At 62.2% G+C, this 25,860-nt stretch carries 25 protein-coding genes; 16 read left to right on the top strand and 9 right to left on the bottom strand.

The window, feature by feature from the left end:
* Window positions 1–2: 2 nt before the first annotated feature.
* Window positions 3–305: a c-type cytochrome gene (locus ACTG4K_RS15090; protein ID WP_439115031.1), complete on the bottom strand. Its 303-nt coding sequence runs from the start codon at window positions 303–305 to the stop codon at window positions 3–5.
* 388 nt (window positions 306–693) lie between these two features.
* Here ACTG4K_RS15090 and ACTG4K_RS15085 point away from each other — a divergent pair, with 388 nt between their 5' ends.
* The 11 genes from ACTG4K_RS15085 to ACTG4K_RS15035 all read left to right on the top strand — a co-directional run bounded on the left by ACTG4K_RS15085 (window position 694) and on the right by ACTG4K_RS15035 (window position 10,088).
* Window positions 694–1,110: an ArsR/SmtB family transcription factor gene (locus ACTG4K_RS15085; RefSeq protein WP_439115030.1), complete on the top strand. Its 417-nt coding sequence runs from the start codon at window positions 694–696 to the stop codon at window positions 1,108–1,110.
* Window positions 1,111–1,174: 64 nt separating this feature from the next.
* Complete coding sequence (gene soxC, locus ACTG4K_RS15080) at window positions 1,175–2,446, top strand: sulfite dehydrogenase (RefSeq protein ID WP_439115119.1); 1,272 nt, start codon at window positions 1,175–1,177, stop codon at window positions 2,444–2,446.
* On the top strand, window positions 2,446–3,537 hold the full coding sequence (locus tag ACTG4K_RS15075; protein ID WP_439115029.1) for a c-type cytochrome: 1,092 nt from the start codon (window positions 2,446–2,448) through the stop codon (window positions 3,535–3,537). The genes soxC and ACTG4K_RS15075 overlap by 1 nt, the downstream gene beginning before the upstream one ends.
* Window positions 3,538–3,657: 120 nt before the next feature.
* Complete coding sequence (locus ACTG4K_RS15070; RefSeq protein WP_439115118.1) at window positions 3,658–3,984, top strand: c-type cytochrome; 327 nt, start codon at window positions 3,658–3,660, stop codon at window positions 3,982–3,984.
* A 36-nt stretch (window positions 3,985–4,020) separates the two neighbouring features.
* Complete coding sequence (gene soxY, locus ACTG4K_RS15065) at window positions 4,021–4,476, top strand: thiosulfate oxidation carrier protein SoxY (protein ID WP_439115028.1); 456 nt, start codon at window positions 4,021–4,023, stop codon at window positions 4,474–4,476.
* A gap of 58 nt (window positions 4,477–4,534) precedes the next feature.
* Window positions 4,535–4,846, top strand: a complete 312-nt coding sequence (gene soxZ / locus ACTG4K_RS15060) for a thiosulfate oxidation carrier complex protein SoxZ (protein WP_439115027.1) — start codon at window positions 4,535–4,537, stop codon at window positions 4,844–4,846.
* A 123-nt stretch (window positions 4,847–4,969) separates the two neighbouring features.
* Window positions 4,970–5,743: a sulfur oxidation c-type cytochrome SoxA gene (gene soxA, locus ACTG4K_RS15055; RefSeq protein ID WP_439115117.1), complete on the top strand. Its 774-nt coding sequence runs from the start codon at window positions 4,970–4,972 to the stop codon at window positions 5,741–5,743.
* 27 nt (window positions 5,744–5,770) lie between these two features.
* Window positions 5,771–6,409: a sulfur oxidation c-type cytochrome SoxX gene (gene soxX, locus ACTG4K_RS15050; protein WP_439115026.1), complete on the top strand. Its 639-nt coding sequence runs from the start codon at window positions 5,771–5,773 to the stop codon at window positions 6,407–6,409.
* A gap of 115 nt (window positions 6,410–6,524) precedes the next feature.
* Window positions 6,525–8,249 carry a thiosulfohydrolase SoxB gene (gene soxB, locus ACTG4K_RS15045; protein WP_439115025.1) on the top strand — a complete coding sequence of 575 codons (1,725 nt, stop codon included), beginning with the start codon at window positions 6,525–6,527 and terminating at the stop codon, window positions 8,247–8,249.
* A gap of 137 nt (window positions 8,250–8,386) precedes the next feature.
* On the top strand, window positions 8,387–9,070 hold the full coding sequence (locus tag ACTG4K_RS15040; protein ID WP_439115024.1) for a CoA pyrophosphatase: 684 nt from the start codon (window positions 8,387–8,389) through the stop codon (window positions 9,068–9,070).
* Between the two features lie 82 nt (window positions 9,071–9,152).
* Complete coding sequence (locus ACTG4K_RS15035; RefSeq protein ID WP_439115023.1) at window positions 9,153–10,088, top strand: CobD/CbiB family protein; 936 nt, start codon at window positions 9,153–9,155, stop codon at window positions 10,086–10,088.
* A gap of 19 nt (window positions 10,089–10,107) precedes the next feature.
* On the opposite strand, the gene rsgA is transcribed toward ACTG4K_RS15035, so the two are convergent.
* From rsgA to ACTG4K_RS15020, 3 genes are read right to left on the bottom strand one after another with little or no spacing between them, the layout of a single operon-like run.
* The gene (gene rsgA / locus ACTG4K_RS15030; RefSeq protein WP_439115022.1) at window positions 10,108–11,094 is read right to left on the bottom strand and encodes a ribosome small subunit-dependent GTPase A; all 987 of its coding nucleotides are present in this window, start codon (window positions 11,092–11,094) and stop codon (window positions 10,108–10,110) included.
* 32 nt (window positions 11,095–11,126) lie between these two features.
* On the bottom strand, window positions 11,127–11,447 hold the full coding sequence (locus tag ACTG4K_RS15025) for a 4a-hydroxytetrahydrobiopterin dehydratase (RefSeq protein WP_439115021.1): 321 nt from the start codon (window positions 11,445–11,447) through the stop codon (window positions 11,127–11,129).
* Window positions 11,448–11,468: 21 nt separating this feature from the next.
* Entirely contained in the window at window positions 11,469–12,758 is a 1,290-nt protein-coding gene (locus tag ACTG4K_RS15020) for a M48 family metallopeptidase (protein WP_439115020.1), read from the bottom strand.
* Between the two features lie 100 nt (window positions 12,759–12,858).
* Between ACTG4K_RS15020 and orn the strand changes: the two genes are divergently transcribed.
* The 3 genes from orn (at window position 12,859) to ACTG4K_RS15005 (ending at window position 17,500) form a co-directional block, all read left to right on the top strand.
* Window positions 12,859–13,461 (top strand): oligoribonuclease, encoded by a 603-nt coding sequence (orn, locus tag ACTG4K_RS15015; protein WP_439115019.1) that lies wholly within the window; start codon window positions 12,859–12,861, stop codon window positions 13,459–13,461.
* A 105-nt stretch (window positions 13,462–13,566) separates the two neighbouring features.
* Entirely contained in the window at window positions 13,567–15,153 is a 1,587-nt protein-coding gene (locus ACTG4K_RS15010; protein ID WP_439115018.1) for an inorganic phosphate transporter, read from the top strand.
* A 406-nt stretch (window positions 15,154–15,559) separates the two neighbouring features.
* Window positions 15,560–17,500, top strand: a complete 1,941-nt coding sequence (locus ACTG4K_RS15005) for a DEAD/DEAH box helicase (RefSeq protein ID WP_439115017.1) — start codon at window positions 15,560–15,562, stop codon at window positions 17,498–17,500.
* A gap of 141 nt (window positions 17,501–17,641) precedes the next feature.
* Here ACTG4K_RS15005 and ACTG4K_RS15000 read toward each other — a convergent pair whose 3' ends face one another.
* From ACTG4K_RS15000 to ACTG4K_RS14985, 4 genes are all read right to left on the bottom strand, one after another.
* Complete coding sequence (locus ACTG4K_RS15000) at window positions 17,642–18,238, bottom strand: response regulator (protein ID WP_439115016.1); 597 nt, start codon at window positions 18,236–18,238, stop codon at window positions 17,642–17,644.
* A gap of 81 nt (window positions 18,239–18,319) precedes the next feature.
* Window positions 18,320–19,180, bottom strand: a complete 861-nt coding sequence (locus ACTG4K_RS14995; protein ID WP_439115015.1) for an OmpA/MotB family protein — start codon at window positions 19,178–19,180, stop codon at window positions 18,320–18,322.
* Between the two features lie 16 nt (window positions 19,181–19,196).
* A complete protein-coding gene (locus ACTG4K_RS14990) occupies window positions 19,197–20,012 on the bottom strand; it encodes a motility protein A (protein ID WP_439115014.1) in 816 nt (271 codons plus the stop codon).
* Between the two features lie 89 nt (window positions 20,013–20,101).
* Window positions 20,102–21,013, bottom strand: a complete 912-nt coding sequence (locus ACTG4K_RS14985; RefSeq protein WP_439115013.1) for an NAD(P)-dependent oxidoreductase — start codon at window positions 21,011–21,013, stop codon at window positions 20,102–20,104.
* Window positions 21,014–21,120: 107 nt separating this feature from the next.
* Here ACTG4K_RS14985 and ACTG4K_RS14980 point away from each other — a divergent pair, with 107 nt between their 5' ends.
* Window positions 21,121–22,005, top strand: a complete 885-nt coding sequence (locus ACTG4K_RS14980) for an alpha/beta hydrolase (RefSeq protein ID WP_439115012.1) — start codon at window positions 21,121–21,123, stop codon at window positions 22,003–22,005.
* Window positions 22,006–22,120: 115 nt separating this feature from the next.
* On the opposite strand, the gene ACTG4K_RS14975 is transcribed toward ACTG4K_RS14980, so the two are convergent.
* The gene (locus ACTG4K_RS14975; RefSeq protein ID WP_439115011.1) at window positions 22,121–23,098 is read right to left on the bottom strand and encodes a GMP reductase; all 978 of its coding nucleotides are present in this window, start codon (window positions 23,096–23,098) and stop codon (window positions 22,121–22,123) included.
* Window positions 23,099–23,345: 247 nt separating this feature from the next.
* Here ACTG4K_RS14975 and ACTG4K_RS14970 point away from each other — a divergent pair, with 247 nt between their 5' ends.
* A complete protein-coding gene (locus ACTG4K_RS14970) occupies window positions 23,346–25,775 on the top strand; it encodes a UvrD-helicase domain-containing protein (protein WP_439115010.1) in 2,430 nt (809 codons plus the stop codon).
* The last annotated feature ends 85 nt before the right edge of the window (window positions 25,776–25,860 follow it).

Here is a 25,860-nt window from a genome sequence, read left to right as displayed (position 1 = left end):
CCTTATTTCTTCTGGGCAGCAAAGTAGGCTGCGATCTGGCCAAGCTGTTCGTCGGAGTAGCCCTTGGAGAGCTGGTGCATGATGGTCGCGGGCTTGCGGCCGGTCTTGAAGTCCAGCATCTTCTGCAGGAGTTCGTCTTTGTCCTTGCCAGCCAGCGATTCCATGCCCTGAAGTGCCCGACCCTCGGTGCCGTGGCAGTTGGCGCATGCCGCTGCCCAGACGCGCACCTGATTGACCTGGGCATGAGCCCCCACAGCAGCGAGGCACAAGGCACCCGCAGCCAGCCACTTCATTGATTTGACCATTGCCATCTCCAGAGGTTGGTTTGAATTGAACACGGCTTAAAACTGTAGCAGACCCCTGCCGCCGCTATAAGCATCAGTAATTCCGCATATTTAGATGTTTGATGCTAGCATCGGCGCCCCGCAGTTTCAGCCGGTGAAAACCCTAGCGAATTTGGGGTGTGCTGGGGTCAAAGCGTCAGTGTGCGGTCAGCTAAAAAAGATGAAGGTTTCGCCGGAGGTTTTACAGGCCTGGGCGTGCTGCTTGTGCGGGCCATGAGGGCCGAGGCGGTGGGCTGGTGGCCGCCGTTTGTCAGATTCCTGCGGGAATCCGGGTTTACACTAATCGTTATATCAGCATTCAATCATATAGTTTGATCGATCGATATCAAGCCTGAACGGAGAACCATTGGTGGATGAACTGCATGAGGTGTTTGAGTCCGTGGCGCGTTACTTCAGCGTGCTGGGCGAGCCGACGCGCTTGCGCATTTTGCATGCGCTGTGCCAGGAGGAGCGTTGTGTGAACGACATCCTCAAGGCCACCGGTCTGGCGCAGGCCAACGCCTCGCGCCACCTGGGTCTGATGTACCAGGCGGGCATGTTGTCGCGCCGCCGCGATGGCAACCAGATTTTTTACAAAGTGGCCGATCCTGTGTACGTCGAGCTGTGCCGCTCGGTATCGGCGCAGGTGGCTGGGCGCATCGAAAGTGCCGCCAGCGCCCGCGAGAGCTTCACCCATTTCGTTGATGACATGACACCCCGCCCAAGCCAGTCGGCGAGGGCTTCTCACACAAACCCCCTCAACCAGAAGGAAAAAGCAAGTGTCTAAAGACCTGAGCGAAGTCATTGGGCGCGTCCTCCCCGCGCCCGAAAATCACCTGAGTGCCGAAAAAATGGAAGAGGCACGCAAGGCGCGTCGCAGCTTCATGGGCAAGGCCTTGGCCATGGGCGCCGGTGTGGCGACCACCGGCGCAGCCGCCACCCGCGCCATGGCGGCTGAGGGTGAAGACGCCATTTTGAAGCTGCCCGAGCACACCGTGGGCCTGGGCCAGCCAGTGGCCATGGACGGCTACGGCAAGCCCAGCAAGTGGGAAGCCAACCTGCAGCGCCGCGAAAGCCCAGGCCTGACCCGTGTGTCGCAGGCTTCGGTCAGCTTCACGCCGCTGCAAGGCCTGTTCGGCATCATCACCCCGAGCGGGTTGCACTTTGAGCGCCACCACCAGGGTTGGTGGGACATCGACCCGTCCAAGCACCGCTTGATGGTCAACGGCCTGGTGAAGCGCGAGCGCGTGTTCACCATGGACGATCTGATGCGCCTGCCCAGCGTGTCGCGTATCCACTTCATTGAATGCGGCGCCAACTCGGCACCCGAGTGGGGCAACGTGGCGCTGCCTTCGGTGCAGTACACCCACGGCATGGTCAGCTGCTCGGAATTCACCGGTGTGCTGCTGTCCACGCTGCTGGAGATGTGTGGTTACGACAAAAAGAACGGCAAATATGTGCTGGCCGAAGGCGCCGATGGCTCGTCCATGACGCGCACGATCGCCATTGATCAGGCGATGGACGACTGCATCGTGGCCTGGGCCATGAACGGTGAAATGCTGCGCCCAGAAAACGGCTATCCGCTGCGTCTGGTGGTGCCGGGTGTCCAGGGTGTGAGCTGGGTCAAGTACCTGCGCCGCATTGAGGTGGGTGACCAAAAATACGCCACCAAAGACGAAGCCGTGCACTACATCGACCACATGCCCGATGGCACGCACCGCCAGTACACCGGCATTCAGGAATGCAAGTCGGTCATCACCACGCCGTCGGGCAGCCAGACGCTGCTGGACAAAGGTTTCTACAACATCACGGGCCTGGCTTGGTCGGGTCGCGGCGCCATCAAGCGCGTGGACGTGAGCGTGGACGGTGGGCGCAACTGGCGCACCGCCCGCATTGAGGGTCCGACATTGCCCAAGGCGCTGACCCGTTTCAACATCGACTGGGTGTGGGACGGCAAGCCCGCCATCTTGCAGAGCCGTGCCATCGACAGCACCGGCTATGTGCAGCCCAAGATCAACCAGCTGCGTGCCGTGCGTGGCACCAAGTCCGTGTACCACCAAAACGCCATTCAGTCCTGGAAAGTGTCTGAGAACGGCGAAGTCTCTAACGTGCAGGTGTTCTGATGAAATTCCCATTCAAAATCTCCACCCCCGCAGCCGTCGTGACCCTGGCGCTGGCCCTGTTGGGCTCCAGCGCCGCAGTGGCCCAGACCCAGCCTTGGCACCACATTGGCCGCGACGCTACGCCCGCCGAAGTGAAGGCCTGGGACATCGATGTGCGTCCCGACTTCAAGGGGCTGCCCGCAGGTGCAGGCAGTGTTGCCAAAGGTGAAGAAGTGTGGGAGGCCAAATGCGCCTCTTGCCATGGTAGCTTTGGCGAGTCCAACGAGGTGTTCACCCCCATCGTGGGCGGGACCACCAAGGCAGACATTGAGCGCGGCCGCGTGAAAAACCTGGAGGAGGGCGGCAGCTTTCCCCAAAAAACCACGCTCATGAAGGTGGCCACACTGTCCACCATCTGGGACTACATCAACCGCGCCATGCCCTGGAACGCGCCCAAAACGCTGACTACCGACGAGGTGTATGGCGTGACCGCTTACATCTTGAGCCTGGCTGAAATCGTGCCCGCCGACTTCACCCTGACCGACAAGAACATCGCTGAAGTGCAAAAACGCATGCCCAACCGCAACGGCATGGTGTTCTATGAACCCCTTTGGAAAGTCAGTGGCAAGGGCGATGTGAAAAACGTGGCTTGCATGAAAGACTGCCCGGTGGAAGTCGCGATCCGCTCGTTCCTGCCCGACTTTGCCCGCGACGCGCACGGCAACATAGCAGAGCAAAACCGCATCATTGGCCCCGTGCGCGGTGCGGACACAACCAAGCCCGCACCCAAAGGCCCAGTCGGCTCTTCCGCCCTGCCTGCGCCGGTGGTGGTGGCTGCCGCATCGGGCGCTGGCGGCAACGACCCCAAGGCCTTGCTCAACGCCAACAGCTGCACGGCTTGCCACGGCATGAAGAACAAAGTGGTCGGCCCAGGCTTCAATGAAATTGCCGCCAAGCACAAAGGCCGTGCCGACGTTGAGGCTTATTTGATCGACAAGATCAAAAACGGTGGCTCGGGCGTGTATGGTGCTGTCCCGATGCCGGCTCAACCCCAGTTGAAAGATGCCGAAGCCAAGGCCATCGCTCAGTGGATTGCGGCTGGCGCGAAATAATTTGGGGACAAGCCCAGCCGATCTGGAACCCGTGATCTGCTGGTGCTTCTAAATATCAGCATGTAATCGTTAACCCCAACCCTCTTCAACTCAAGGAGACTTTAAGCTATGAAATTGATGATGAAACAACTGGCTCTCGCTACTGCCACGCTGCTGGTTGCCTCTGGCGCTTACGCCATGGACGCTGCTGCAGCCAAGGCGCTGGCATCGAAAAACGCTTGTCTGGCCTGCCACGCAGTCGACAAGAAGCTGGTCGGTCCGTCTTACAAAGACGTGGCTGCCAAGCACAAGGGCCAGGCCGACGCCGAAGCCAAAGTGGCCGCGCGCATCAAGTCGGGCGGTTCCGGCATGTATGGCCCCATCCCCATGCCAGCACAGCCGAATCTGAAAGACGACGAGTTGAAATTGCTCGCCGCCTGGATTCTTGCCGGTGCCCCGGACAAGTAATTTTTCGACCTTTTTTTCTTTTACCAGGAGCTCAACATGAACAACTCACGCCGTGTCGCCCTCAAGACCACCGGGGCGTTCGCCACGCTGGTGTCGCTGGGCATCATCACCCAGAGCCAGGCCCAGGCCGCTGTGGATCGCGCCAGCTTCCAAGTCAAGACGCTGGAAGACGCACTCAAAGCCATCGGTGGCACCGCCGCCACCAGCGACCAGGTTACCGTGGTGTCCCCCGACATCGCTGAAAACGGCGCCGTGGTGCCCGTGGGCGCCACCAGCAAGCTGCCCAACACCACCGAGATGTACCTGATCGTCGAGAAGAACCCAACGCCCCTGTCCGCTGGTTTCATGATTCCCGCCGGTACCGTGGCCGACGTGCAAACCCGTCTGAAGATGGGCCAGAGCACCAACGTGATTGCTGTGGTCAAGGCCGACGGCAAGCTGTTCTCGGCCACCAAAGAGACCAAAGTGACCCTGGGTGGTTGCGGCGGCTGATCGCCCCCGTCAACTGGCTCAACGTACAACCCATTCATTGAAAATTTAGGAGTCCATCATGGCTGATCCGATGCGCATCCGTGCCGCCCTCGCTGGCGACGAAACCACCGTTCGCGTGCTCATGTCCCACCCCATGGAAGCCGGTACCCGCAAAGACGCGGCTGGCGCCACCATTCCCGCTCACTACATCCAGGATGTGGAAGCCACCAGCAACGGCAAGACCGTGCTCAAGGCCATGTTCAGCGGCGCCGTGTCGCAAAACCCCTTCTTGTCCTTCAAGTTCAAGGGTGCGGCCAAGGGCGACAAAGTCGTGGTGAAGTGGGTCGACAACAAGGGTGAGACCCGTACCGACGAAGTCGCCATCGCCTAACTGGTGCATGGTGCAAACGGCCAGCCTGCAAAGCCTGGCCGTTTTTGATTTTTCACTGCAAAAAGAAGGAGACTCCAGATGAAGAAATCCGTGGCCAAACGCCTGCTTTTGTGGTCTGCCGTCATGTCCGCAGGACTGACCGCTGCACACGCTCAAGGCACTGCCGCCGAAGGCATCGCCAAATACCGTGAAATGTTGGCCGACGGCAACCCCGCCGAGCTGTTTGAGATGAAGGGCGAAGAGCTTTGGAAGCAAAAACGCGGCCCGAAGAATGCTTCGCTGGAGCAATGTGATCTGGGCAAAGGCCCCGGCGTGATCGCCGGTGCTTTCACAGAATTACCGCGTTACTTTGCCGACACCGGTAAAGTCATGGATCTGGAGACGCGCCTCATTCATTGCATGGTGACGCTCCAGGGTTTGAATGAGGCCGACCTGTACAAGGCAGCGCCTACGATCGGCCGTGGAGACGGGGCCAATCTGGTCGCGATTACCACGTACGTTGCCACTGCCTCCAAGGGCATGCGTTTCAACCTGCCGCAGTCGCACCCGCAGGAGAAAGCCATGTATGAAGTTGGCAAACGGGTGTTCTTTCAACGCGCTGGTACACACGACTTCTCCTGTGCCTCTTGCCATGGCACGGAGGACGGTCGCATCCGCCTGCAAGACCTGCCCAACTTGACCAAAAATCCGGGTGACGGCGTGGGCTTTGCCGCTTGGCCCGCCTACCGCGTTTCCAATGCTCAGATGTGGACCATGCAAAAGCGCCTCAACGACTGTTATCGCCAACAGCGTTTTCCGGAGCCTAAATTCGGCAGTGACGCCACCATCGCTCTCGGCGTTTACATGGGCGTCAATGCCAAGACCGCCGAATCCATCGTGCCGGCTATCAAGCGCTGAGCAGGAGACACCGACATGAAAACCACCATGAAATTCGCACTTCTCCCCCTGGCTGCTCTGGTGCTGGCGGGTTGTACTTCTTCTCCATCGAGCGCCGACTACGACAAGATGACCGCTGATGTGGTGAAAGCGTCGTTCCAGGACCGGGGCATAGCCAAGGTGGACCGCCTGCAGCAAGACGATGCCAACCGTGAGTGCAGCGCGGCCGATGTGGCTGGCAAGCCGCTGGACGAAAAAATCGCCAAAGCCATCGAAGAAGCCAACCTCAAGACCGTGAAGTGGCCCAGCGACGGCAAGTTTCTGGGTGACTGGAAAGAGGGCGAGAAAATTGCCCAAAGTGGTCGCGGTCTGACCTGGAGTGACAAGGCAGATGCGGCCAACGGCGGCAACTGCTACAACTGCCACATGATCAGCAAGGAGGAGATCTCCTTCGGTAACCTCGGCCCCAGCCTGTACAACTACGGCAAGCTGCGTGGTGTGACCGACCCGAATGCCGCAGCCTCCAAAGCCATCGTCGAATACACCTGGGGCAAGCTGTGGAACGCACGCGCTTACAACGCTTGTTCGCAAATGCCGCGTGCAGGCCATATGGGTATCTTGAACGAGAAGCAGATTCAGCATGTGATGGCGCTTCTTCTGGACCCCGCTTCGCCGGTCAACAAGTGATGTGAGCGCGCAGGACGCCTGACCTGCGCGCGCGCCCCGACCAGCCTTGGCTGGTCGGGCATTTCGGCAAAAAAATTTGGCGCAAATATCAGTAATCAATTGTTAAGGAATGTTTATGAGCTTCAGTCGTCGTGAATTCATGCAGGTGCTCGCCGTAGCCAGCGCGACCGGCCTGGCCATCAGCCACAAAGATGTGCTGGCTGCCGCACCCGGCGCAGGTGAGCGCCTGTACGACGTGCCCAAGTTCGGCAACGTGAGCTTTCTGCACTTCACCGACTGCCACGCTCAATTGCAACCCATCTATTTCCGTGAACCCAACGTGAATCTGGGTGTGGCCGAGGCGCTGGGCCGCCCGCCACATATCGTGGGCGAGGGCTTGCTCAAGCATTACGGTTTCAAGCCCAATTCGGCGTCTGCGCATGCGTTTACGTACCTGAACTTTTCGCAAGCCGCCAAGACCTACGGCAAGGTCGGTGGTTTCGCGCACCTGGCCACGCTGGTCAAGCAGTTCAAGGCCAGCCGCCCACACGCGCTGCTGCTCGACGGTGGCGACACTTGGCAGGGCAGTGCCACGTCGCTGTGGACCAATGGCCAGGACATGGTCGACGCCTGCAAGCTGCTGGGCGTGAACATGATGACGCCCCACTGGGAATTCACCTTTGGTGCCAAGCGGGTGCAAGAGATTGTTGAGAAAGACTTCAAAGGCCACATCGATTTCCTGGCGCAGAACGTCCAGACGTCCGATTTTGGCGACCAGGTATTTGCGCCGTATTCCATGCGCGAAATGAACGGTGTGAAGCTGGCCGTCATTGGCCAGGCTTTCCCGTACACCCCGATTGCCAACCCGCGTCACATGGTGCCCGACTGGTCGTTCGGCATCCAGGACGAGCACATGCAGAAGATGGTGGACGAAGCCCGCAGCAAGGGCGCGCAGGTGGTGGTGGTGCTCTCGCACAACGGCATGGACGTGGATATCAAGATGGCCTCGCGCGTGCGCGGCATCGACGCCGTGCTGGGTGGCCACACCCACGACGGCATGCCGGCGCCGGTGATCGTGAAAAACAGCGGTGGCCAGACCCTGGTGACCAACGCCGGCTCCAACAGCAAGTTCCTGGGCGTGCTGGACTTTGACGTGCGCGGCGGCAAGGTGCAAGACTTTCGCTACAAGCTGCTGCCCGTGTTCTCGAACCTGCTCCCGGCAGACAAAGCCATGCAGGCCCATATTGACAAAGTGCGCGCGCCTTACAAGGACAAGCTGGAAGAAAAGCTTGCCGTCACGGAAGACCTGCTGTACCGCCGTGGCAACTTCAACGGTTCGTGGGACCAGGTGATTTGCGATGCACTGATGGACGTCAAGGGCGCCGACATGTCGTTCTCGCCCGGCGTGCGCTGGGGCACCTCGTTGCTGCCCGGCGACGTGATCACTTACGAGCGCATGATGGACCAGATGGCGTTGACCTACCCGGCCACCACGATCAACGAATTCACCGGGACGCAGATCAAGGAAATTCTGGAAGACGTGGCCGACAACCTGTTCAACCCCGACCCTTATTACCAGCAGGGCGGCGACATGGTGCGCATTGGTGGCATGCAGTACAGCTGCACACCCGGTGCAGCAGCGGGCAAGCGCATCAACAACATGACGCTCAAAGGCAAGCCCATTGACGCCGACAAAAAATACAAAGTGGCCGGCTGGGCCTCGGTCCAAGAGGGCGTGCAGGGCGAGCCCATCTGGGACCTCGTTTCGGGCTATCTGCGCGACAAGAAGGTGATCAAAGGCGTCAAGATCAACACACCCACCATCATTGGCATGGAAGGCAACCCGGGCATTGCTGCCTGAGCGTTCAGCCCAATATAGCCGCTCAGACGAAGCCCCCAGCCTCACAGGCCTGGGGGCTTTTTTTCGGCTGGTGCGGCAGGGCATCCAGTCACCGAGGCGGCCACTGCACCCGCGCTGCAGACCTTATGCTTGGAACCATGCTCAAACCCTTGCCCATTTTTGATCCCCGCCAGGTGCCCGTGGTGCAAGGTGCTGTGGCCGATGGTCTGCGTTCACCTTCGGCCGACCGCCTGACGCCGCAGGGCTTGCGCCAGCTGTTTGCCAGCCCGCCCGTGTGGACGCCTGAGCTGGTGCAGGAAAAAAAGTTTGCCGACCGTGCGCCGGCCCAGGCCGCGGTGCTGCTGCCTTTGGTGGTGCGCGAGCAGCTGATGCTGATCTTGACGCAGCGAACGCTTCACCTGTCTACCCACTCGGGTCAAATTGCGTTGCCGGGGGGCAAGATGGATGCCACCGATACCAGTGCCACGGCCGCAGCGCTGCGCGAAACACACGAAGAAATTGGCCTGCCACCCGAACGCGTGGAAGTGCTCGGCACCTTGCCGGTGTATGTCACGGGCACCGCCTTCACCGTGACGCCTGTGGTGGGACTGGTGCAACCCGGATTCGCCTTGCAGCCCAACCCGCACGAGGTGGACGATGTGTTCGAGGTGCCACTGGCTTACCTCATGAACCCGCAGCACCACCGCCGCCATGCCTGGACATTTGAGGGCGTGGTGCGCGAGTGGTATTCCATGCCATATCAGGACGGCGCCCAGGAGCGTTACATCTGGGGCGCCACCGCAGGCATGTTGCGCAACTTTTACCGCATGCTCAGCGCGTGAACGGCCACCGTGCAGCTGAGATGGGGTGGGCAGACGAGGCTGCTGGACAGGCACCTGGCACCTGCGCCGCTATGATGATGTCATGAGTTTTTTCGCCATCTTGATCGCGCTGTTGCTGGAGCAAGCCCGTCCGCTGGCGCACGACAACCCGGTACATGCGGGCTTGCGTGGCTGGGCCCGCATGGTGCGCCGCAACCTCGACGCTGGACAATCGGCCCACGGCTGGACGGCCTGGGTGCTGGCGGCGGGCGTGCCGGCGCTGGTGGCGGGGCTGGTTTACTGGGGGCTCTGGCAGTTCAGCACCGTGCTGGCGTTTGCCTGGATGGTCGGGGTGCTGTATGTGACCCTGGGGTTTCGGCAGTTCAGCCACCATTTCAGCGAAATTCGGCAAGCGCTGGATGTGGGGGACGACATGGCCGCACGCGAAAAGCTGGCCTTGTGGCTGCAAGTGGACGCCAGCAGCCTGCCGCGCACGGAGCTGTTGCGCCAGGTGATCGAGCATTCGGTGCTGTCTGCCCACCGCCATGTGTTTGGTGTGCTGGTAGCGTTTGTCGTGTTTTGGGTGCTGGGCCTGGGTCCTGCGGGGGCCGTGCTCTACCGAATGGCCGAGTACCTGTCGCGCAACTGGCGTGTTCGTCCTGATGGCACACCCAGCGAAGCCTTGCGCCGTGCGGCAGCGCTGGCGTGGCAATGGGTAGACCACCTGCCGGCCCGCGTGACGGCGCTGGGCTTTGCCATTGTGGGCAACTTTGAAGAAGCGGTGGCCAGCTGGCGGGGCGACGCCGAACGCTTTGCACCCGGCAGCGACGGTGTGGTGCTGGCTGCCACCTCGGGGGCGCTCAACGTGCGGCTGGCTTCGCAGCCTGAGGGCAGCGCACCCGCCGACGATGCTGACAGCAGCCAACGGCCCGAACCCCAGCTGGCCCACCTGGGCAGCGTGGTGGGCCTGGTGTGGCGCAGCGTGGTGCTGTGGATGCTGTTGCTGGCCCTGCTGACGTTGGCCCGGCTGGTGGGCTGAAAGTCAGCAGGCGAAGCGCTCAGTAGCGCCGCTTGTTCGACAGTTCGTCAAACAGTTCCCGGTAGATTTGGTAGCGGTAGGGGCTGATAGCCAACGCATCGCTGGTCGCAGGCTCATGACCGGTCTGCACATGCGACACCACAGCGCAGCCGGGTTCGCGCAAGTGTGTGCAGTTGTAAAAACGGCAGGTACCCAGGTTGGCGCGCAGGTCGGGCATCAGGTGTGCCAGCTGCATGGGTTCAATGTGGTTGAGCCCGAATTCCTGAAAACCCGGCGAGTCGATCAGCGCGGACTGGCGCTGTTCGTCCACCCAATACCAAGTGGTGCTCGTGGTGGTGTGTTTGCCCGAATTGAGCGCGCGGGAGATTTCGCCAGTGAGCGCGCGCGCATGGGGTACCAGGCGGTTCACCAGCGTGCTTTTGCCCACACCCGAGGGCCCGAGCACCAACGTGCGTTTGCCAGCCAGGCGGGCTTGCAGCTCGTCCAGACCGGCTTCGCTGGTGGCGGCGGTTTCGCCTTGGAGCCGCAGCGGCAGCACCGCGCAACCCATGCGTCGGTAGGGGGCGAGCCGCGCCCAGGCGCGGTCAAAGCCCGGTTGCACATCGCTCTTGTTGAGCACAATCAGCACATCAATGTGCTCGGCCTCTGCCGCAATGAGGGCGCGAGCGAGCTGACTTTCTGAAAACTCCGGGTCGGCTGCCACCAGCACCAGGATCTGGTCCAGATTGGCCGCAAACGACTTGGTGCGCATCTCGTCCTGCCGGTAAAACAGGTTGCGCCGTGTCTGCACGCGCTCAATGCTGCCTTCGTCGCCCGTGGCCTGCCACAGCACCTGATCACCCACGACGACCTGGCTCTTTTTGCCGCGTGGGTGGCAGATACGGCGTTCGCCGTCGGTACTTTCTACCAGGCAATGCCGCCCGTGGGCGGCCACCACCAGTCCTTCGGTGAGGGGTGATGCTGCAGCGTTTGCCCCAGAGGGCTGCGGGGTGTGGCTGCGCTTCAAACGGTGGGCCTGTTCAGGGTAGGGCGGTGCATTCAGGCTTTCAGCAGCGCGTCAACCGCAGCTGCGCAGAAGAAGTCGCTCGCCGAGATGCCGCCCACATCGTGCGTGTTGAAGCGCACGTTGCAGCGGCTGTAGCCCAGCGCCAGGTCGGGGTGGTGGTCTTCTCGGTGCGCCACCCAGGCCAAGGCGTTCACGAAGGCCATGGTTTCGTGGAAATTGGCAAAGTTGTAGGTCTTCTCCAGCGAGCCGTCAATCAGCTTCCAGCCCTGGGCGGCGTCGCCGTTGAGCTGGGTGAGCTGCGTCACGATTTCGGTGGCAGACAGCGCGCGGCGGTTGTGGTGAATCGGGTTCATGGTGGGGGTGTCGGTGCGCCTTCAGGCGGGGCGGGCGGTCGGGGCTGGGCCTGCCGCCTTCAGGCGTGCCAGGCGCTCGCTGGCGGGCGGGTGCGAGTAGTAGAACTGTGCATACACCGGATCGGGTGTGAGCGTGCTGGCATTGTCCTTGAAGAGTTTGAGCAGGGCACTGGCCAGATCGGCTCCATTGGTCTGGGCCATGGCGTAAGCATCGGCTTCAAATTCGTGGCTGCGCGACATGCGCGCCATCAGGGGCGAGAGGAAAAAGGTCAGAAGGGGCACCGCCATCATGAACAGCAGCAGCGCCAGTGCGTTGTTGGGCGCGTCCAGTGCCGGCATGACGCCCAGCCCGGTGTAAAAGCAGGCTTGGCCCGACAGCCAGCCCAGCAGCGCAAAGCCCAGCAGGCTCAAGCCAAACATGAGCGCAATGCGCTTGATGATGTGGCGGCGCTTGTAGTGGCCCAGCTCGTGCGCCAGCACCGCGTCAATTTCCGCCGGGTTGAGTTGTTGTAGCAGGGTGTCAAAAAACACCACGCGTTTGGCGGCTCCAAACCCGGTGAAGTAGGCGTTGGCGTGGGCGCTGCGCTTGCTGCCATCCATCACAAACAGGCCTTTGGCGGCAAAGCCGCAACGCTGCATCAGTGCGTTCACGCGGGTCTTCAGCGTTTCGTCTTGCAGGGGTTCAAATTTGTTGAATAAAGGGGCAATCACCGTGGGATAGAGCACCAGCGCCAGCAGGTTGAAGGCCATCCACACGCTCCAGGCCCAGAGCCACCAGGTGGCCCCTGCCGCACCCATGAGCCACAACACCAGTGCCGCAATAGGCAGGCCCACCAGGGCACCTACGAGCGTGCCTTTGAACAAGTCACCCAGCCAGAGAGAGAAGGTCATTTTGTTGAAGCCAAAGCGCTCTTCAATGCGGAACGTGGCCCACCAGCCCAGCGGCAAGGTGATGAGGCCGCCGATGAGTGCGAAGGCTGCCAGCAAAGCCAGTTGTTGCACCATGCCGCCGCCCAGAATGGCCAGCAGCGTCTGGTTCAGCCAGTCCAGGCCTCCCAGCAGCGTCCAGCCGAGCAACAGCGCGGCGTCAATGGCCAGCTCCAACAGGCCAAAGCGCGATTTGCTGATGGTGTAGTCGGCCGCTTTTTGGTGGGCGGGCAGTGAAATCGTGTCGCTGAACGCCGCAGGCACCGTGCCGCGGTGTCTGGCCACGTGGCGTATCTGGCGGCTGGCCAGCACGGTGCGCGTGATCAGGCTAAGCACCAGTAAGGCGCAGAAGACGGCGGTGAAGGTCAGTGATGCAGTGTCCATGGCAGCGAGTCTATCGAAGACGGTGCCGACCGAGGCGCAAGGGCCACCGGTTTCCCCTCGCGTTGGCGGGCGACTGTGCCGAATCGGCGAAAATCTCGACATGACATCGCCCAACCCCATCGAAATTCCCGCTGCCACGCCCTCTGCAACACCGCCCACATTGGCCAAAAGTGACCAGAATTTGGTCTGGATCGACTGCGAAATGAGCGGGCTCGACCCGGAAAAAGAACGGCTGCTGGAGATCGCGGTGGTGATCACGGGCCCGCAACTGACGCCGCGGGTGGAAGGCCCGGTGCTGGTGATTCACCAGAGCGATGCCGTGCTGGGCGCCATGGACAACTGGAACAAAGGCACCCATGGGCGCAGCGGCCTGATTGACAAGGTGCGCGCTAGCACCGTGACCGAAGAGCAGGCTCAAGTAGAACTGCTGGCCTTTATTGCCAAATACGTGCCCAAGAACAGCTCGCCCATGTGTGGCAACACCATCAGCCAAGACCGCCGCTTTCTGGTGAAGTTCATGCCCAAACTGGAGGCGTATTTTCACTACCGCTGTCTCGACGTGAGCACCCTCAAAGAGCTGGCCAAACGCTGGCGTCCGGCCGTTTACGATGCTTTTAAAAAGCACCAGAAACACACCGCCTTGGCCGATGTGCACGAGTCGATCGACGAGCTGGAGCACTACCGGACGCACTTTTTGCGCTGAAGAGAGCCCAGTCGGCCGGCGTTTCGCGGTGTTGGCGCGTGCGCCGTCGTCGCGGTTCGGGCGCCTTGCTGCATGTCAAAATCGCGACAATTTTGCGAAATTCATATGACAAAAAAATCCAAATCCCGTTTCGTCTCCAAGTACCAGGACGTGCTCCAACTTGGTGCTGCCGTGCTCTTCCTGATCATGGTCGGCGTGTACGCCTCGCTCACCGGTGCTTCTGCGGTGGGGCTCTCGTCTTCGGCCGTGTGGCTGTTGATCGTGGCGGCGGCGGTCGGCGCATACATGGCCATGAACATTGGCGCCAACGATGTGGCGAACAATCTGGGCCCCGCTGTAGGCTCAGGCGCCATCACCATGGGCTGGGCAATCCTGATAGCCGCCGTATTTGAAGCCTTGGGTGCCATCGTGGCGGGTGGCGAGGTGGTGGGCACCATCAAGGGCGGCATCATCGATGCCAAGCAAATCTCTGACCCCAATCTGTTTGCCTGGGTCATGTTTTCCGCGTTACTGGCCGGCGCACTCTGGCTGAACCTGGCCACTGCGGTGGGTGCGCCGGTATCCACCACGCACTCCATCATTGGCGCCGTGATGGGTGCCGGCATTGCGGCGGGCGGCTGGAGTCTGGTCAACTGGGGCACCATCGGCGCCATCGTGGCGAGCTGGGTGATCTCCCCCCTCATGGGCGGCGCCATTGCGGCGGGTTTTCTCTACCTCATCAAACGCAGCATCACCTACCGGGCTGAAAAGACCGAGGCAGCCACCCGCATGGTGCCCTGGCTCATCGCCGTCATGGTGTGGGCCTTCGGCACCTACATGATGCTCAAAGGCCTGGGACAGCTGGTCAAAGTGGGTTTCTTGACAGCGCTGCTGGTGGGTGGTTTGTTGGCGATTTTGGCTTGGGCGATGCTCCGAGCGCCTGTTGCGCGCATGGCATCGCGCCAAGACAACAGCAAAGACGGCGTAAACCGCTTGTTTACCTGGCCTCTGGTGTGCTCGGCGGCCTTGTTGAGCTTTGCCCATGGTGCCAACGACGTGGCCAACGCGATTGGACCACTCGCCGCCATCTATGAGGCCGTGAAATCAGGCGCGGTGGCCACCAAAGCCTCAACACCCCTGTGGATCATGGTGCTGGGTGCGCTCGGTCTGGCCATCGGCTTGGCCTTGTACGGTGCCAAGCTGATTCGCACCGTGGGCAAGGAAATCACCGAGCTCGACAACATGCGGGCCTACTCCATTGCCATGGCCGCCACGCTGACCGTGATCGTGGCGTCGCAGCTGGGTATGCCGGTGTCCACGACGCATGTGACCATTGGCGCGGTGTTTGGGGTGGGTTTCCTGCGCGAGTTGCTGAAGGTTAACTACGCCAAGATGGAGGCCGTGGTGTTTGCAGGGCACCAGGGGCAGGACCGGGCCGAGGTCGAGGCGTACCTGCAGCGCTTTGAGGCGGCTGAGGTGCTTGAGAAAAAACGCATGCTGGCCGACATGAAGCGCCGCACCAAGGCCCGCGAGGAGGCCGAAGGCGCTCTGTTTGCCAAGAGCGAGCGCAAGGCGCTTAAGAAAGCCTACAAGCAGGAAATCGTCAAACGATCGGCGGTCATGCGCATCGTGGCGGCCTGGATCGTCACGGTTCCCGCCACGGCGGTGCTGGCGGCCATCCTCTTCCACATCGTGGCAGCGGTACTCGGTTGATGCGCTTGCAAAAATAATTCTAGGGTTTTCCCTAAAATATGCGATAATCTACGGCTGCGCAGGAAACTGCGCTTAATTGTGCATCTGCCTCACACTCAGAGTCCTGATACCGTCGGGAAGCCAAAAGCAAAACCGCTCAAGCTTCCTCAATGACGGCCACGACCGTGACAGCCACCTACCTCCGGCGGGTCTTCACGGTTGATGTTTATCTCCAGGGCCCATGCGCCATCCTCTGCCAGATTTCTGATCTGACGAGCGGCGCTCTTCGTTTGATGGTTGATGTTTTTGCCAACCACGAATGAAGCAGCCTGACCCTGCGGCACTGGCTTTGCCCGTCTGCCTGGAACAGTTCCCGCTTTGCTCGATCACGTGCGCGCCATTTTTTTTGCGCACAGGATGATGGAACATGAACGACTCATTGGATTTCTCCGACAACACCCGCGACGAATTTTCGCCTGCGCAAGACGCTTTTATTGCTGAAGTGGCCGACGTGGCTGTGGAAGCCGCTGCTGAAGCCGCTGCTGAAACCGACGCTGTGGCCGACGCCGCGGCGGTGGTGACCGAGCCCAACGGTTTTGAACTGCTGGGCCTGGCGCCCGAGCTGGTTCAAGCCTGTATGGATCTGGGCTACACCAAGCCCACCCAGGTACAAAACAACGTGGTGCCCAAGGCCATGCTGGCCGAAGGCGAAGCGCGCTTTGCCGACCTGATGGTTTCCAGCCAGACCGGTAGTGGCAAGACCGCTGCTTTCTTGTTGCCCGTGCTGCACACCCTGCTGCAGCAGCAAGCCCAGGCAGAAGCCCAAGAGCGCGCTGACTTCGACCGCTCGGTTGCTGAGGCCCTGGCCCGTGGTGAAGCCGCCCCCAAGCGTCCCAAGCGCAAAGATCCCACCAGCGCACGCAATTTCAAGGCTGCCACCCCGGGCGCCCTGATTTTGTGCCCCACCCGCGAACTGGCCCAGCAGGTGGCGCAAGACGCCATCGACCTGGTGCGCCATTGCCGTGGCCTGCGCATCGCCAACGTGGTGGGCGGCATGCCTTACCAGGTTCAAATTGCCCGCCTGCAAAACGCCGATCTGGTGGTGGCCACGCCTGGCCGTCTGCTGGACCTGCAGCGCTCGCAGCAGATCAAGCTCGACAAAGTGCAATTCCTGGTGGTTGATGAAGCCGACCGCATGCTCGACCTCGGCTTCTCCGACGACCTGGCCGATGTCAACGACATGACCAGCCAACGCCGCCAGACCATGATGTTCTCGGCCACGTTTGCCCCTCGCATTCAGCAGCTCGCCATGCGCGTGATGCACGACAGCGGCAAGCATGTCCAGAAGATCCAGATCGACAGCCCGCAAGAGCAGCACGTCAACATCCAGCAAAAGCTGTTCTGGGCCGACAACGCCCAGCACAAGCGCACGTTGCTCGACCACTGGCTGCGCGACACCACCATCAACCAGGCCATCGTGTTTTGCAGCACGCAAATTGAATGCGACGGCCTCGCCACCGACCTGCAGCAGTCCGGCTTTGCTGCCGTGGCACTGCATGGCGCGCTGAGCCAGGGCATTCGCAACCGCCGCCTGATGGCGCTGCGCGACGGCCAGGTGCAGATTCTGGTGGCCACTGATGTGGCGGCCCGTGGTATTGACGTGCCCACCATCACCCACGTGTTCAACTTCGGCCTGCCGATGAAAGCCGAGGACTACACGCACCGCATTGGCCGCACCGGCCGTGCTGGCCGCGATGGCCAGGCCATCACGTTTGCTGAAATGCGTGACCGCCGCAAGATCTTTGACATCGAAGCGTTCACCCGCCAGCGCATTGCCGTGGAAACCATTCCGGGTATGGAGCCGCGCCAGCGAGCTCCCTCTGCCGAGCCGTTTGGCCGCGGTGGTGCCCCGGCTGGCCGCCCAGGTGGCCGTGGCAACAGCAACGACCGCTTTGCCGACCGCCGAGGTGCGCCAGCACCGCGTGGCCCGCGTTTCGAAGGCCGTGGTGATGCACCGCGCTTTGAAGGTCGCGGCGACGCGCCTCGCTTCGAAGGCCGTGGCGATGCGCCCCGCTTCGAAGGCAACCGTTTCGAGCGCGAAGCCCCACGCACCGAAAACCGCTTTGACAACCGTGGCGACAGCCGCCCCGCAAGCCGTGGTTTTGGCGACAAGCCGCCAGCCCGCGCTGGTTTTGGTGCCAAGCCAGCTGGCTTCTCCAGCTTTGGCCGCCCCGACACCCGAGGTGGTGACCGCTTCAGCGACCGTGGCAATTCCGAGCGCGCAGCCATGCGTGGCGGTGAATTTGCCCCCCGCCGTCCCGAAGGTGGTGCACCAGCCCGCCCTGTGGCACGCCGCAGCCCGCGCTAAGCACGTGAAGGGGCCTTCGGGCTCCCAAAAAAAGCCGGACCTTGTGTCCGGCTTTTTTTTGGCCTGCGCGGGCTTGGATCGGCGGTCGAACCGCGAGCGGTGGGTGCCGCTTGCCCTGCCGGCTGCTTGTCTGCGCCGGTGTCAGATCTGGGCGGCCTTGAGTTGTCTGCTCGCCACCAAGGCGGACAAGAAACCGTGCAACCAGCGCAAGTCCAGCGGCTTCTTCACCAATACCGTGTCCGCAGGCAAACCGCCACGCACCTTGACTTCGCTCTTGCTGAGACCGGTGATGGCGACCAGCAACATGGAGGCAAACGCCGGGTTGCTGCGCAGCGAATGCAGCAGTTCAAAACCGTCCACCCCGGGCATGCTCAGATCGGTCAGCAAAACATGCGGCCGCAGGGTACCGATTTGGAGCAAGGCATCCACTGCAGAGGGCATCAGGGTGCAGGCCAAGGGCAACTTCCATTGCTCGGTTGCGGCACGCACCACCTCCAGCGTCACCAAGTCGTCGTCCACCACCAACACCCGCAGCATCGGATCACTTTCGGCGCCGCTGATGGCCTGTTGCCCATGTCGGGCCTGGTAATCACGCAGTGACTGGGTCGCAATGCGGCGGTGGCCACCCTGGGTTTTCCAGGCTTCAAGCTCACCCCGCTCCACGAGCGACTGCACCGTGCCCACCGACAGGCCGAGCAAGCGAGCTGCTTCAAAAGTACCGCAATATTCAGTAGACATGCTTGCAGTGTAACTTTCAAAGTCTGGTGTTTTTGCCAGTTTCGTCGGCTTGGCGATTTTCGTCCCGGCATTCGGCGCTGTTCAACGTGTTGCCGGGGACGGCCTGGCTGATTGGGCGGGGTCTTCTTCCAGCACCAGGTCGACGCGCCGGTTGCCCGCGCGCTGCTGGGCGGAGCCGTTGGGCGCCAGTGGCCGGGTGTCGGCAAAGCCGGTGGCCCGCACGCGCGCCGGGTCAATGCCCTGGCTGATCAGATGCCGGGCCACGCTGGCAGCACGGCCGGTGGACAGTTCCCAGTTGGATGGGAAGCGCTCGGTCTGTATGGGCACGTCGTCGGTGTGTCCTTGCACCACCAATTGCATCGTGGGTTTGGCGTTCAGCACCGGGATCAGCGAAGTCAACACCGCAGCACCCGGGCTGGCCAATACGGCGGCGCCCGATTCAAACAGCAGCTCGCTGTTGATGCGAAAGCTCACACCCGCCACGCCGGCAATGACCTGAACGTCTTTGCCCAGTTGCTCCAGCGGCAGTCCGGCGAGCAGGTCTTGTGTGGCTGTCACGGCCACGGGCAGTGGCACGGGGGGAACGATGTCGGGCGTTACTTGGGTGGGCGCCGGTGCTGCGGTCACGGGGTCTGGTGTGTTTTCCGCGCTTGCACTGGCTTGGCCGTTGGGCGGGCCGGCCAGTGACAGCATGACGACCATCATCACCAGCAACAGGGTGATGACGTCCAGGTAGGTCATCAGCCAGCTTTCTTCCTGCGCTTCGAGGACGGGCTCAATGTGCCAGCGGTTGACCGCGTGGCGGTGCCGGGTGCTGGGTGGGTGGGGTTGTTTGGGCTCGGACTGGGGTGCGAGCTCGCTCGCCGTTGGAGCCGCGTTGGCCGGTGTGTCGAGTGCGGTGCCGGGCAGGTTGTCTTGCCTGGGCGAATCAGGGGTGTTCATGGGCCGCAGCGCCTGCTCAGGTGGGCCGGCGGCTGGCACCGTGTCCTGCGGCGCCGCGCTGACCGTCGAAAATTTCGTCGTCGAAGCGGGCCGCGAAGGTTTTGAGCGTCTCGCGCATCACGGCTGGGCTGCGGCGGTTGCACATCATTGAAATGCCTTCCATCACCATGTTCATCAAGATCAGGCGCTGCTCGGTGCGGCGCTCCAGCTTCACCGCCACTGGCTTGAACACCAGGTTGGCCAGCAGCACGCCGTAAAAAGTGGTCATGAGTGCAATGCCCAGCTGCTTGCCGATGGCGTTCATGTCGCCCGCGCCCAGCAGGTCCATGAGGTTGATGAGACCCAGCAGCGTGCCCAGCATGCCGAAAGCCGGCGCGTAGTTGGCCATCACGCGAAACAGCTGCGCCTCGGCGGTTTCCTTGGCCCGCATGCGGGTGATGCGCCATTGCAGCAGATCCAGAATGTCGGCCTCTGGCGTGCGGTCGATGATGAGCTGCACGCCGGTGCGCAGGAACGGGTTGGTCACCTGGGAAAGCGCCTGTTCAACGGCGCGCAGGTCGCCCTGGATCCACAGGCGCGACATGCGCACCAGTTCGTCGATGTCTTGTGTGGTGTTGAGCCGCTCGTGTCGAAACACCGTGCCTACCAGGTGAACAATGCGCAGCACCTCGCGCAGCGGGTAGCTCAGAAACGTGGCGGCCAGCGTGCCGCCCAGCACGATGGCCAGACCCGGCACGTCGACGAACAGCATCGGGTCGTCCACAGCGAACAGCAGCACCACCGCCAGAAATGCGGTACTGACCACGATGCCGATCAGGGTAGAGGGGTTCAAACGGGAGGCTCCGGGGACAATGACTTTGCCATTTTCCTCGGGCGCACTGTTGGCCAAAGGCCAGAACTGGCCGGTTTTTTCGGCGCTTTTCAGCGCATGCCGTTGCGCTGGGCCAGCTCGACAAACAGGGCCGAGTGGTCCAGGTCGCCGAGATCGTGTTCGGTGGCTTGCGCAAAGAGCTGTTCAAACAGGCCGGTAATGGGCGCTTCAAAGCCAATTTCACCGGCCGTGGCCAGCGCATTGCGCATGTCTTTGAGCTGTACCGTGATGGCGGCGCGTTTGGTGAAGTCGCGTTCCACCATGCGTTGTCCATGCACTTGCAAAATGCGGCTGTCGGCAAAGCCGCCGCTGATAGCTTGCTTCACCTTGGCCATGTCGGCGCCGCCTTTTTCGCACAGCAACAGCGCTTCGGCCACCGCGCCAATGGTGATGCCCACAATCATCTGGTTGGCCAGTTTGGCCAGCTGGCCGGCGCCGTGTGGGCCCACATGCGTGGGGCGTCCCAGCAGCTCCAGCAGCGGCTGTGCTCGCTCAAAGTCAGCGGCATCACCGCCCGCCATGATGGCCAGCGTGCCCTGCTCAGCGCCCACCGTGCCGCCCGACACCGGCGCGTCCAGGTGTTGCACGCCCTGGGCTTGCAGTCGGGTCGCGTGCTCGCGCGCCTGGCGCGGCTGTATGGACGACATGTCCACCACCAGCGTGCCGGGGCGCAGAGCTTGCGCAGCACCTTGGGCAAACAGCACGTCTTCCACCACCGCGCCGTTTTCCAGCAGGGTGATGACGATGTTGGCTTGTGCCACAGCTTCCGCAGGTGTTGCCGCCACCCGGGCGCCAAACGGCACCAGGCGCTCAGCTTTGGTTGTGGAGCGGTTCCACACGCTCACCGCGCAACCGGCTTCACACAGGCGACGCGCCATAGGAAAGCCCATCATGCCAATGCCGAGCACGGCCACCTGGGCCGGTTGTTGAGAGAGGTTCCGAGGTGCGGTAGAGGTGTTCACGGGGTTTGCGGTTGAAGGGTGTTTGAGGCTGAAAGGGTGTGCGAAAAATTGTAGGCGGTGCTGGCCGCTGGGCACCTTCGGCGGTGTGCGTGACACAATGCCACCGCATGAAAGCCCCCAAACGCCCCGACCCGGCCTGGCTGGACAGCCAGTACAACAACCGTGCCTTGGTGCCTGAGCACGCCGTCCATTTTGAACGCTGGGCGCGCGACTCGGCGGTGGCCCGCCAAGCCAGCGGGGCCTTGCTGGACGTGGCCTACGGACACGGCGGCGGCGAAACGCTGGACATTTTTCCTGCGGCGCGCAAGCCGGGCACAGCGCCTGCGCCGGTGCTGGTGTTCATTCATGGCGGCTACTGGCGCAGCCTGGACAAAGCCGACCACTCGTTTCTGGCGCCGGCTTTTGTGCATCACGGCGCCTGCGTGGTGGTGCCCAACTACGCGCTGTGTCCGGCGGTCACCATTCCTGACATCACGATGCAGATGGTGAAAGCGCTGGCCTGGGTGTACCGCCACATCGCCAAACACGGCGGTGACCCCAACCGCATCACGGTGGTGGGGCATTCAGCCGGCGGCCACCTGGCCGCCATGCTGCTGGCCTGCCAATGGCCCGTCTACCAGCCAGACTTGCCTGCGGCGCTGGTAAAAAATGCGCTATCCATTTCGGGCCTGTACGACCTGGAGCTGCTGCGCCACACGCCGTTTCTGGCCGATTCACTGCGGCTCACGCCCGCGCATGCGAAGCAAGCCAGTCCGGCGCTGCTGCCCGCGCCGGCGCTGCAAGCCGGGCGCGGTGTGCTCTACACCGTGGCCGGGGGCAGCGAGAGCAGCGAGTTTTTGCGCCACAACCAGCTGATTCAGCAGGCCTGGGGGCAGGACGTGGTGCCTGTGTGCGAAGCCCTGCCGGGCCTGAACCACTTCAGCGTGCTGGAAGCGCTGGTGCAGCCGCGGCACCGGCTGAACCAACTGGCCAAGCAACTGTTGAAGATGTAGGCTCAACCCTCTACGGCGCGCGTGCTCAAGCCCAGGATGCGGTGGAACCCTCTTTGCCGGGCCACTCGCATCGCCCCCTGGGGGTGACGCCGCAGGCGGCGCTGGGGGATCTCATTCACATGAACAGGTGTTCGCCCGCGTTTTCGCCGCCCAGCACCACGTAGTTCACCTTCTTCAGATCGGCCAGTTTGGTGCCGCCCGAATAGCTGATGGAGCTTTGCACGTCTTGCTCCATTTCAATCAGCGTGTTGGCCAGCTTGCCCTTGATGGGCTCCAGAATGCGCTTGCCTTCCACGTGTTTGTACTCGCCTTTGTTGAAGTCGCTGGCCGAGCCGTAGTATTCCTTGAACAAGGCGCCGTCCACCTCCACGGTTTTGCCGGGCGACTCTTCGTGGCCGGCGAACAGCGAACCGATCATGACCATGGAGGCGCCAAAACGGATGCTCTTGGCAATGTCGCCATGGCTGCGGATGCCGCCGTCGGCAATGATCGGTTTGGTGGCCACGCGGGCGCACCACTTCAGCGCGCTCAGCTGCCAGCCACCGGTGCCAAAACCCGTCTTGAGCTTGGTGATGCACACCTTGCCCGGACCCACGCCCACCTTGGTGGCGTCGGCGCCCCAGTTCTCCAGGTCAATCACCGCTTCGGGCGTGGCCACATTGCCCGCGATCACGAAGCTGCTGGGCAGCTTGCCTTTGATGTAGCCGATCATGTCGCGCACGCTGTCGGCATGGCCGTGGGCAATGTCGATGGTGATGTATTCGGGCACCAGGCCCTCGGCCGCCAGCGTGTCCACGGTGGCGCGGTCGGGCGCTTTCACACCCAGCGAAATGGAGGCGTACACGCCCTGGGCGTGCATGTCGCGCACAAACTGCACGTTGTCCAGATCGAACCGGTGCATCACATAAAAGTAGCCGTTCTGGGCCAGCCACAGGCTGATGGATTCGTCCACCACCGTCTTCATGTTGGCCGGCACCACCGGCAGGCGAAACTTGCGTCCGCCCAACTCTACGCCAGCGTCGCATTCGGAACGGCTCTCCACGCGGCATTTGCGTGGCAGCAGCAAGATGTTGTCGTAGTCAAAAATTTCCATAAAACCAGGCTCCAGAAAACTGTTGTGAGTGAACAGGGAGAGCGCTTGGCCTGCAGTCCGGTCTGCCATTTGGCCGGAACCTATCCGGCCAAAAAGAAACCGGGCGCAAGAATCTTGGGCCCGGTAGCTGATTCTAGGCGCATACAAAGGGCAGCAACAGCGCGTGCGACCCCCTTGGCTTGTATGGGATTTATATTGATCTGCGTATACCCAGCGCGGGAAGGCGGGCCTTCCTACAATCAAGCGCATGCTGTTTGAAGAATCCGTCTCTCCGTCCCCGCTGCTTGCGGGCCTGAACACCGAGCAGGGTGCCGCCGTGACGCTGCCCGCCGAGCACGCGCTCATTTTGGCGGGCGCTGGCTCCGGCAAAACCCGGGTGCTTACCACGCGCATTGCTTGGCTGCTGCAGACCGGGCAGGTCACGCCCGGCGGCATATTGGCGGTGACTTTCACCAACAAAGCCGCCAAGGAAATGATGACCCGCCTGGGCAGCATGCTGCCCATCAATGTGCGCGGCATGTGGATCGGCACCTTTCACGGCCTGTGCAACCGCTTCTTGCGCGCGCACTACAAACTGGCCAACCTGCCGCAGACGTTTCAGATTCTGGACACGCAAGACCAGCTCTCGGCCGTGAAGCGGCTGTGCAAGCAGTTCAACGTGGACGATGAACGCTTTCCGCCCAAGCAGATCCAGTATTTCATCAGCGGCTGCAAAGAAGATGGCCAGCGCCCCGCCGACGTGGTGGCGCGTGACGAAGAAACCCGCAAGAAAGTGGAGCTGTATGCGCTGTACGAAGAGCAGTGCCAGCGCGAAGGCGTGGTGGACTTTGGCGAGCTGATGCTGCGCAGCTACGAGGTGCTGCGCGACAACGACCCGGTGCGCGAGCATTACCAGCGCCGCTTTCGCCACATCCTGGTGGACGAGTTCCAGGACACCAACCGCCTGCAGTACGCCTGGCTCAAGATGTTCAGCGCGCCACCGGTGGAAGGCCTGAGCGGCCCCGGCAACGCCGTGTTTGCCGTGGGCGACGACGACCAGAGCATTTACGCCTTTCGCGGCGCGCGTGTGGGCAACATGACGGACTTCGTGCGCGAGTTCCGGGTGCGCCACCAGATCAAGCTGGAGCAAAACTACCGCAGCGCCAGCAACATTCTGGACTCGGCCAATGAGCTCATCAGCCACAACAGCCACCGCCTGGGCAAAAACCTGCGCACCGACGCCGGTGCGGGCGAGCCGGTGCGCGTGTTTGAAGCCACCAGCGACTTTGCCGAAGCGCAGTGGATGGTGGACGAGATGAAGCAGCTCGCACGCGAAGACATGCCCAAAACCGAAATGGCCGTGCTCTACCGCAGCAACGCGCAAAGCCGCGTGGTGGAAACCGCGCTGTTCAACGCCGGCATGCCGTACCGCGTGTACGGCGGCCTGCGCTTTTTTGAACGCGCCGAGATCAAGCACGCGCTGGCCTATTTGCGCCTGCTGGAAAACGCCAACGACGACACCAGCTTCATGCGCGTCGTCAACTTTCCGCCGCGTGGCATCGGGGCCCGCAGCATCGAGCAGCTGCAAGACGTGGCCCGCACCTCGGGCTGCTCCCTGCACGATGCCGTGAGCGCGGTTACCGGCCGGGCCGGCGTGGCCATTGGCGGCTTTGTGGCCAAGCTTGATGTGTTGCGCGAACAAAGCGTGGGCATGACGCTGAGCGAAATCATTGAACTGGTGCTGCAACACAGTGGCCTGGTGGAGCACTACCGTGCCGAGCGCGAAGGGCAGGACCGGGTGGAAAACCTGGAAGAACTGGTGAGCGCAGCGAAGAGTTTTGTGGGCATTGAAGGCTTTGGCCGCGACGCGGTGGCGCGCACGGTGGATGGCCAAGGCCAGCCGCTCACGCAAAGCCCCGCCAGCCAAGGGCTGGACGCTGCGCTTCCGATGCTGGACGAGCCCCTGGCGCCCGACGCCGACACCGGCGAAACCATGAGCCCGCTGGCCGCTTTTCTCACCCACGCCGCGCTGGAGTCGGGCGACAACCAGGCCCAGGCCGGGCAAGACGCGGTGCAGCTCATGACGGTGCACGCCGCCAAAGGGTTGGAATTTGACTGCGTGTTCATCACCGGCATGGAAGAGGGCCTGTTCCCGCACGAAAACGCCATGAACGACCGCGACGGCCTGGAAGAAGAGCGCCGCCTCATGTATGTGGCCATCACCCGTGCGCGCAAGCGCCTGTACCTCAGCCATTCGCAAACGCGCATGCTGCACGGCCAGACCCGGTACAACCTGAAAAGCCGCTTTTTTGACGAGCTGCCGGCCGCGTGCCTGAAGTGGCTCACGCCACAGCAACCGGCCTGGAGCGCGGGTGGCGGCGGCGGTGCAGCGGGCGGCACGGGCAGCTGGCAAAACGGTCGGCGAAACGTTGGCGCGGCACCCGTGTTGCAGCCGTCATGGTCGCCCGGGTTTGCCGAGCGCGGCGACCCCAAAGGCCTGGGCCAAAACGCCCCCGAGCCCGACCGTGGCACCCACCTGAAAGCAGGCAAAAAAGTGTTCCACAACAAGTTTGGCGAGGGCAAGGTGGTGGCCATTGAAGGCGCTGGCGCCGACGCCCGCGCACAGGTGAATTTTTCGCGCCATGGGGTGAAGTGGCTGGCGTTGAGCGTGGCCAAACTAACGCCGGTGGACGACTGAGGTTTTTGCCTTGCGCCGCCGCTGCGAACGCAAAAAAGCCGTGACCGGCGAGCCGGTCACGGCATAAAAAAGTCACGCGGTCCTT

The organism is Hydrogenophaga sp., assembly GCF_965657535.1.
Lineage (GTDB): Bacteria > Pseudomonadota > Gammaproteobacteria > Burkholderiales > Burkholderiaceae_C > Hydrogenophaga.
The sequence above is the reverse complement of the archived record's forward strand: the minus strand, read 5'-3'. Positions and strand labels throughout refer to the sequence as shown.